The sequence below is a fragment of the Marivirga lumbricoides genome (genome assembly GCF_014636295.1).
Classification (GTDB): domain Bacteria; phylum Bacteroidota; class Bacteroidia; order Cytophagales; family Cyclobacteriaceae; genus Marivirga; species Marivirga lumbricoides.
Window position 1 is genome coordinate 1 of sequence record NZ_BMEC01000033.1, and the last position, 5,902, is coordinate 5,902.

The 5,902-nt window shown below is 39.2% G+C and carries 7 protein-coding genes; 6 read left to right on the forward strand and 1 reads right to left on the reverse strand.

Annotated features, from left to right (window positions below; genetic code table 11):
* Both IEV85_RS24495 and IEV85_RS24500 read left to right on the forward strand, forming a co-directional pair.
* Positions 1-917, forward strand: a 917-nt coding sequence (locus IEV85_RS24495; protein ID WP_345261740.1) for an RHS repeat-associated core domain-containing protein, incomplete at its 5' end; no start/stop codon positions are given.
* Between the two features lie 2 nt (positions 918-919).
* Entirely contained in the window at positions 920-1,498 is a 579-nt protein-coding gene (locus IEV85_RS24500; RefSeq protein ID WP_188467908.1) for a hypothetical protein, read from the forward strand.
* A gap of 28 nt (positions 1,499-1,526) precedes the next feature.
* Here IEV85_RS24500 and IEV85_RS24505 read toward each other — a convergent pair whose 3' ends face one another.
* The gene (locus IEV85_RS24505; protein ID WP_188467909.1) at positions 1,527-1,871 is read right to left on the reverse strand and encodes a helix-turn-helix domain-containing protein; all 345 of its coding nucleotides are present in this window, start codon (positions 1,869-1,871) and stop codon (positions 1,527-1,529) included.
* A gap of 180 nt (positions 1,872-2,051) precedes the next feature.
* Between IEV85_RS24505 and IEV85_RS24510 the strand changes: the two genes are divergently transcribed.
* The 4 genes from IEV85_RS24510 to IEV85_RS24525 all read left to right on the forward strand — a co-directional run.
* Entirely contained in the window at positions 2,052-3,581 is a 1,530-nt protein-coding gene (locus tag IEV85_RS24510; protein ID WP_188467910.1) for a hypothetical protein, read from the forward strand.
* A 349-nt stretch (positions 3,582-3,930) separates the two neighbouring features.
* Positions 3,931-4,965 carry a tyrosine-type recombinase/integrase gene (locus tag IEV85_RS24515; protein WP_188467911.1) on the forward strand — a complete coding sequence of 345 codons (1,035 nt, stop codon included), beginning with the start codon at positions 3,931-3,933 and terminating at the stop codon, positions 4,963-4,965.
* 22 nt (positions 4,966-4,987) lie between these two features.
* Positions 4,988-5,470 carry a site-specific integrase gene (locus tag IEV85_RS24520; protein WP_188467912.1) on the forward strand — a complete coding sequence of 161 codons (483 nt, stop codon included), beginning with the start codon at positions 4,988-4,990 and terminating at the stop codon, positions 5,468-5,470.
* A partial coding sequence (locus IEV85_RS24525) for a tyrosine-type recombinase/integrase (RefSeq protein WP_188467913.1) occupies positions 5,409-5,902 on the forward strand: 494 nt, incomplete at its 3' end. The genes IEV85_RS24520 and IEV85_RS24525, both read left to right, overlap by 62 nt.

The window sequence follows — 5,902 nt, forward strand, 5'->3', positions numbered from 1 at the left end:
ATTACTACCCCTTCGGTCTGACTTTTAATAGTTACCAAAGAAGCTATACAACAGCCAATAACTTTAAATTTAATGGGATAGAAAGAGACCCTATTTTAGATCTTGACATGGCATTTTTTAGATCATATGATCCTGCACTTGGCAGATGGTGGCAGATCGATCCAAAAACTTCAGAAAGAGAAAGTCCTTATGTAGGCATGGGTAATAATCCAATTTTTTACTCAGATCATTTGGGTGATACGGTTAGGGTTAGTGGGCTAGATGTTTATACTTTGGTGAATTTGGTTTGGAGCTTAAGTAGCATAACAGGTAATAATATTGGATTTAACAATGGGGTGCTTGTGAATAATGGCAAAAAGGATAAAGATAAGCCTGGAAATGAAGCAGGAACTTATTTAGATAATTTGATTTCATCAGAGGGGGTAATTACAGTAAAATCAATAAGTGGAGATGAAGTATCAAATGGTTCTACAAATGGTATTATTGAACTTAATACTGGGCAGATAAATGATAACTTAAATTCAGTTGGTGAAACAATGGGGTTTGGTATGACTTTTTTCCATGAATCTCTTCATACATGGACAGGAACTTATGCATGGGCAGGAGCAAACACTGATCGAACTGATGTATATGGCGACCCAATTAAAGACCCCAATGATCCAAACTATAATCCAAATGCTACAGGTGAAACAGTAGATATTGTAAACGGCTTTAGGTCACAATCGAAACTGAGTCGAAGAGATTCATATTTTGACACTGATCATTACAATTCTTCAGGTGGCTATACCCACACTACATTGCCATATGGAGGTAAAAATGTTAATCGTTCCCCAATGTCTAATACTGATTACCAGACAAGGAGAACTCGAGCAAGTATTTATTATATGAATATTCAGGTTAATAAAGTATTAAGATGAAGATGAAGTCCAAAAAGATTATACTGGTTACAATGCTTTTAATTATATCTCATGCAATATCTGCACAAGATACTTTAGCAATGAAGGGGTTTATTCATGCATTAAAATATATTGAAGCAGATATTTCTAGTAATTTAAGTAAATCATTTTATGATAAGTATGGTAAGGATACATTGATTTCAATTACAGCTACTATTTTAGATGATGAAATCCAAAATGACGCAACAATGGTTCTATGTGATATCCTCAAAAAACAATATAGAGCATCAGAAAATTGTGCGGTTTTGTTTGGACAAAATTTGCCTTTATTACGAAATGTGCGTGATTCAATCCAAGCTGTGCAGAAAAGCTTGGAATACAAAGGTTACAAGCTTAAACATGAAGATGTAAACCACGACAAAAGCCAAGGCTATCTTTTAAAATTTTCACGACTTGTGAATAATACTCTAATGGCTCAAGCAGGATATTCTTCTAATTTTAAAAAAGGTTTTGGGTCTGGGGAAACCACTATTTACTATTTTATTTTTGATAGTAATCTAATAATTGAAAAAGTTTATACAGGATCAAAAATTTATAATTGATACTTTTTTAACTCTCTCGAGACTAACTTTAAGCCATATTATTTTGAGTTTCTTCGATCTTAGAATAGAAACTGAAAGCCTTAAGCATCTTTTTAATAACCGCTTTATCTTCATCCTTAAGCTGCTCATATCCTTTGAGCAGCTTTGTCATCTCAGGGTCATTGATAAAAAGTGAATAATCCAGTCCGGTGAGATAATCTAAAGAAACCTGCAAAGCAGTGGCCAACTTACGGGCTACATCAATGGAGGGCATGGTATCATTTTTTTCATAGCGGGAAATCAGCCGCTTATTGATGCCTGTAGCTTTTTCCAGATCATCTTGCGTGAAACCTTTTTCCTTCCTTGCGTTGGCTAACCTTGTTCCAAAATCCATAGAATAGAGAAATATTTTTCCATAAATATAGCCTTTAAAGTGCTTTATTCCTACCTGTAATACTAATCTAACAGATATAAAGGTCTTTTATGTTTGCATAATTCCACTTAAATATAGATTTTTGTGTAAATAAAAAATCCACTGATTAGTGGAGAAACTTTTTACAAAAAAATATTAGGAATGGAAAGCAAACTCAACACCACCAACCCTGACCATCTGACTTTTGAAAGTGGCATGCTACAAATCGCTATTTTAGGCGGTATCAGATTGGAAGGGTTGGACAGGATGCGGGCAACGCTGAAAGTACAGGTAGAGCATTTAAGTCTAAGGCATAACCTTGATCTGTACAATGATACCCAGGTTGAAAAGCTAATCAGGAAAATAGCAGAGCGGTTGGAGATCGGCACCAGTGTAGCGGCTGCAGCATTAACAGAACTTACAGACGAGTTGGAAGCCTACAGATTAAAGGAAATAGAATTAAAAGTCCAAACACAGGATAAGCGTAAACAACTGACCACAGCAGAAATCAAACAAGCGCAAGAGTATCTGAAAGCCCCCAACCTGATGTGCAGGACAATGGAAGATATCGGCAAAGCAGGCGTGATAGGAGAAGAAAACAACAGGCTTTTGATGTATTTGATCTTTACCAGCAGGAAACGGGACAATCCACTGCACGTGATCAGTTTTGGAAGTTCAGGCATAGGAAAAACACATTTGCAAGAAAAAGTAAGTGCTTTGATCCCCGAAGAAGACAAACTGGAAATTACGAGCTTAAGCGGAAATGCCTTTTACTATTTTGGTCAGCAGGAACTTAGAAATAAACTCATCTTAATCGAGGATCTGGACGGAGCGGAAGAAGTGCTTTATCCGTTACGGGAGATCAAAAGCAAAAAGCGAATCACTAAAACGGTAGTGGTTAAGAATACCAAAGGAGAGACAAGGACAGTCACTTTAACTGTAGAAGGTCCAGTTTGCGTGGCAGGCTGCACTACGAAAGAAAGTCTTTATGAGGATAATGCCAACCGTTCCTTCCTGATCCATATAGACGAAAGCAAAGAGCAGGATCAAAAAATCATGAGCTATCAGCGAAAGCTCTCGGCAGGTAAAATAGATGGCAGTGAGGAACACAAAATAGCAGAATTGCTAAAGAATACCCAAAGAGTATTAAAGCCTGTGAGCATCAGAAACCCTTATGCGGAGCAGTTAAAAATCCCTGATGAAGTATTTAAGCCCAGGAGGAGCAATGCGCATTATTTAGCCTTCATTGAAGCAGTGACCTTTTACCACCAGTACCAAAGGGAAGAAGAAACAGACAAGGAAACAGGAGAAGTGTATATCAATACCACACTAGAAGATATAGAGGAAGCCAACAAACTGATGAAGGAAGTACTGATCAGGAAATCAGATCCCTTGAACGATGCAGGAAGGAAATATTTAGAGTGGCTGAAAGCATGGCTGAAAATGGAAAACAAGACCTCATTTACCAACAAAGAAGTAAGGCAGTTTTTACGAATTAATCCCAGTAACCAGAAGCGGTATATGGTGCAATTACAGGAATATGACTACGTGGAAAAAGTGGCCGGAGAGAAGGGGAAACCGCACGAATACAGGATTACCCAGCTGGACGAATACGAGCAACTCAAAAACGGCATTACAGGCATACTGGACAAGATTATGAGCGGTTTAGCAGGAGCAAAGAAGCCAAAGTAAAAGTCTCCTGGGGAGACTACACGGTGCATGTTATAAGACATGCACCGCTAGTAAAGGAATCAAGAGAAAAAGAGAAGGGAAATAGGAGGAAGAGAGAAGCAGAGAATAAGAGAGAAAGCAGGACGAAATAAGTACAAAGTTCAAAGCGGTTCACCACCAGTTCAAAACCTGAATGAACCACTAAAAGCAAAGAACTACAGCAAGTTATAGGCAAAGTTCAAAAGTTCTGGAAACACCAACCGAAGCAAAAAACAGAGCCTATTGGGCATTATACAAGAAACTTCAATAACTGCCTGATAACCAGTGTTAAATAGCAATCATTAGAGTAAAAATTTAGAATGCATATAAGATGAAAAAACTCAACCTATCCAATGCCTCATATCGCTACTTAGAGCAGAGCTTTAAAGAATGGCTGGACGTGCAGGGCTATGCAGCCAGTACCGTTTATGGCTTGCCATTGCATGTGAGGGAGTTGCTGCACTACCTGGAACAACAGGGGATCAAAAACATTAAAGGACTCAAAACACAGCATATTGAAAGCTATTACCAAAAGCTTAAAGAACGTTCCAATGACAGGCGGGGTGGTGGGCTGAGCAATGCCCACCTGAACAAACATATACAAGCCTTAAGAAAGTTTACAGAATACCTCAGGAAAGTGGGGAGGCTTGATATACCTCCTATCCGCCTGGAAAATGAAGAAGCAGCACACAAGCTTATTTACCTGACAGGAGAAGAAATCCAGCTGCTTTTTAAAGCCACACATCAACAACCGGAAAAGAAACCCAACACCTCACCGGAAGTACTGGAAGCGATACGAGCAAGAGACAGAGCCATGTTGGCTATCTATTATGGTTGTGGATTAAGAAGGACAGAAGGCGTTATGCTGGATGTAAGTGATATCAATTTTGACAGGTCAATCTTGCATGTGCGCAAAGGAAAGAATTACAAGGAAAGGCTAGTGCCTGTCAGCAAAACCAACCTGAAATACCTGCAGGATTATGTATATGACCATCGGCCTGAGTTATTGAAAGGAAACCAAGTAGAAGCTTTGTTTATTGCCAATAGCAGTAACCGAAGGATGCAAGGCCAAAGCCTAATGCTGAGGTTAAAAAGCCTGCAATACCAAACAGGAGACAATGACCTGATAGAAAAAGAAATAGGGCTGCATACGCTCCGCCACTCCATTGCCACCCACTTTTTACAGGCTGGTATGAAAATGGAAAGCATCAGCAGGTTCTTAGGTCATAGCAGCTTAGAGAGTACACAAATCTATACACATTTAGCAGAACTGCCTTCCGGCAATAAAGGTATGTTGGTCAAAGGCACACAGCCATTTAATAATATTCCAAGGTATGAAACCAATCAATTAGAAAAAGACGAGTGAACCGAAGCTTTAGTAAAGGATTATGAATAAAGACAAAGACATATTAACTACAGGGTTTAGAAGTTACCTGGAATCCAAAGGTTATACCAACAGTGGCATAGAAGGCAGGCTTACAGTTTTGAAACGTTACAGAAGGTGGCTGGAAGAAGAACGGCTGGAAGCAGAACAAGTAACTTATAATGATTTATTGGGCTTTATGAAATGGTGTAAAAGCAAAGGAGCAATCCAGCGTACAATCCAAAATTATATAGGAGTTATCAAACATCTGTACGAGCATTTGATCAGGGAAGGTAAAGTAGAAAGGAACCCGGCCACAGACATAGAAGTAAAGGGCATCAAAAGAAAGATACTCTACCATATCTTAGAACCTCACGAACTGCATGCGCTTTACAATTTATCCTGTCACATCATTACAGCAAAGGCGGAACAGGGTAATATTGGGCATGTTAGTGTACCAAGGCTTAAAAACATCAGAGCTTTACAAGTTAGAAGTGAAAGACATTAACCTAAGAGAAGGAAAGCTGAATGTACCGGGAGGTGTCAGGAGCAATGGCAGGGAAATGAAATTAGAACCCCACCAGGTAATGGATATTTATGATTATGTGTTAAAGATCAGGGGCGAGTTCATAGCAATGAATCCCAAAAGGAAATACCAAACCAAAGAAGCCAGTGACAGATTATTTATTGCAGAAGGAGGCAACAAGCCTGCCAGGGGACTTAGCATCCTTATGACCCAGGTCATGATTAAAGCCAGAAAGATCAATCCAAGCGTGCTAAATGCCAAGCAAATCCGCACCAGCGTGATCACCAAATGGCTTAAAATGTACAACCTGAGGGAAGTACAACACCTTGCCGGCCATCGCTACATCAGCAGTACAGAAAGTTATTTGCAAAATGATATGGAAGGTTTACAGGAAGAAGTACAGCAGTTCCATCC

Coding starts and splice junctions, on each gene's coding strand:
- IEV85_RS24500 (WP_188467908.1), top strand. CDS start 920: ATGAAGTCCAAAAAGATTATACTGGTTACAATGCTTTTAATTATATCT.
- IEV85_RS24505 (WP_188467909.1), bottom strand. CDS start 1,871: ATGGATTTTGGAACAAGGTTAGCCAACGCAAGGAAGGAAAAAGGTTTC.
- IEV85_RS24510 (WP_188467910.1), top strand. CDS start 2,052: ATGGAAAGCAAACTCAACACCACCAACCCTGACCATCTGACTTTTGAA.
- IEV85_RS24515 (WP_188467911.1), top strand. CDS start 3,931: ATGAAAAAACTCAACCTATCCAATGCCTCATATCGCTACTTAGAGCAG.
- IEV85_RS24520 (WP_188467912.1), top strand. CDS start 4,988: ATGAATAAAGACAAAGACATATTAACTACAGGGTTTAGAAGTTACCTG.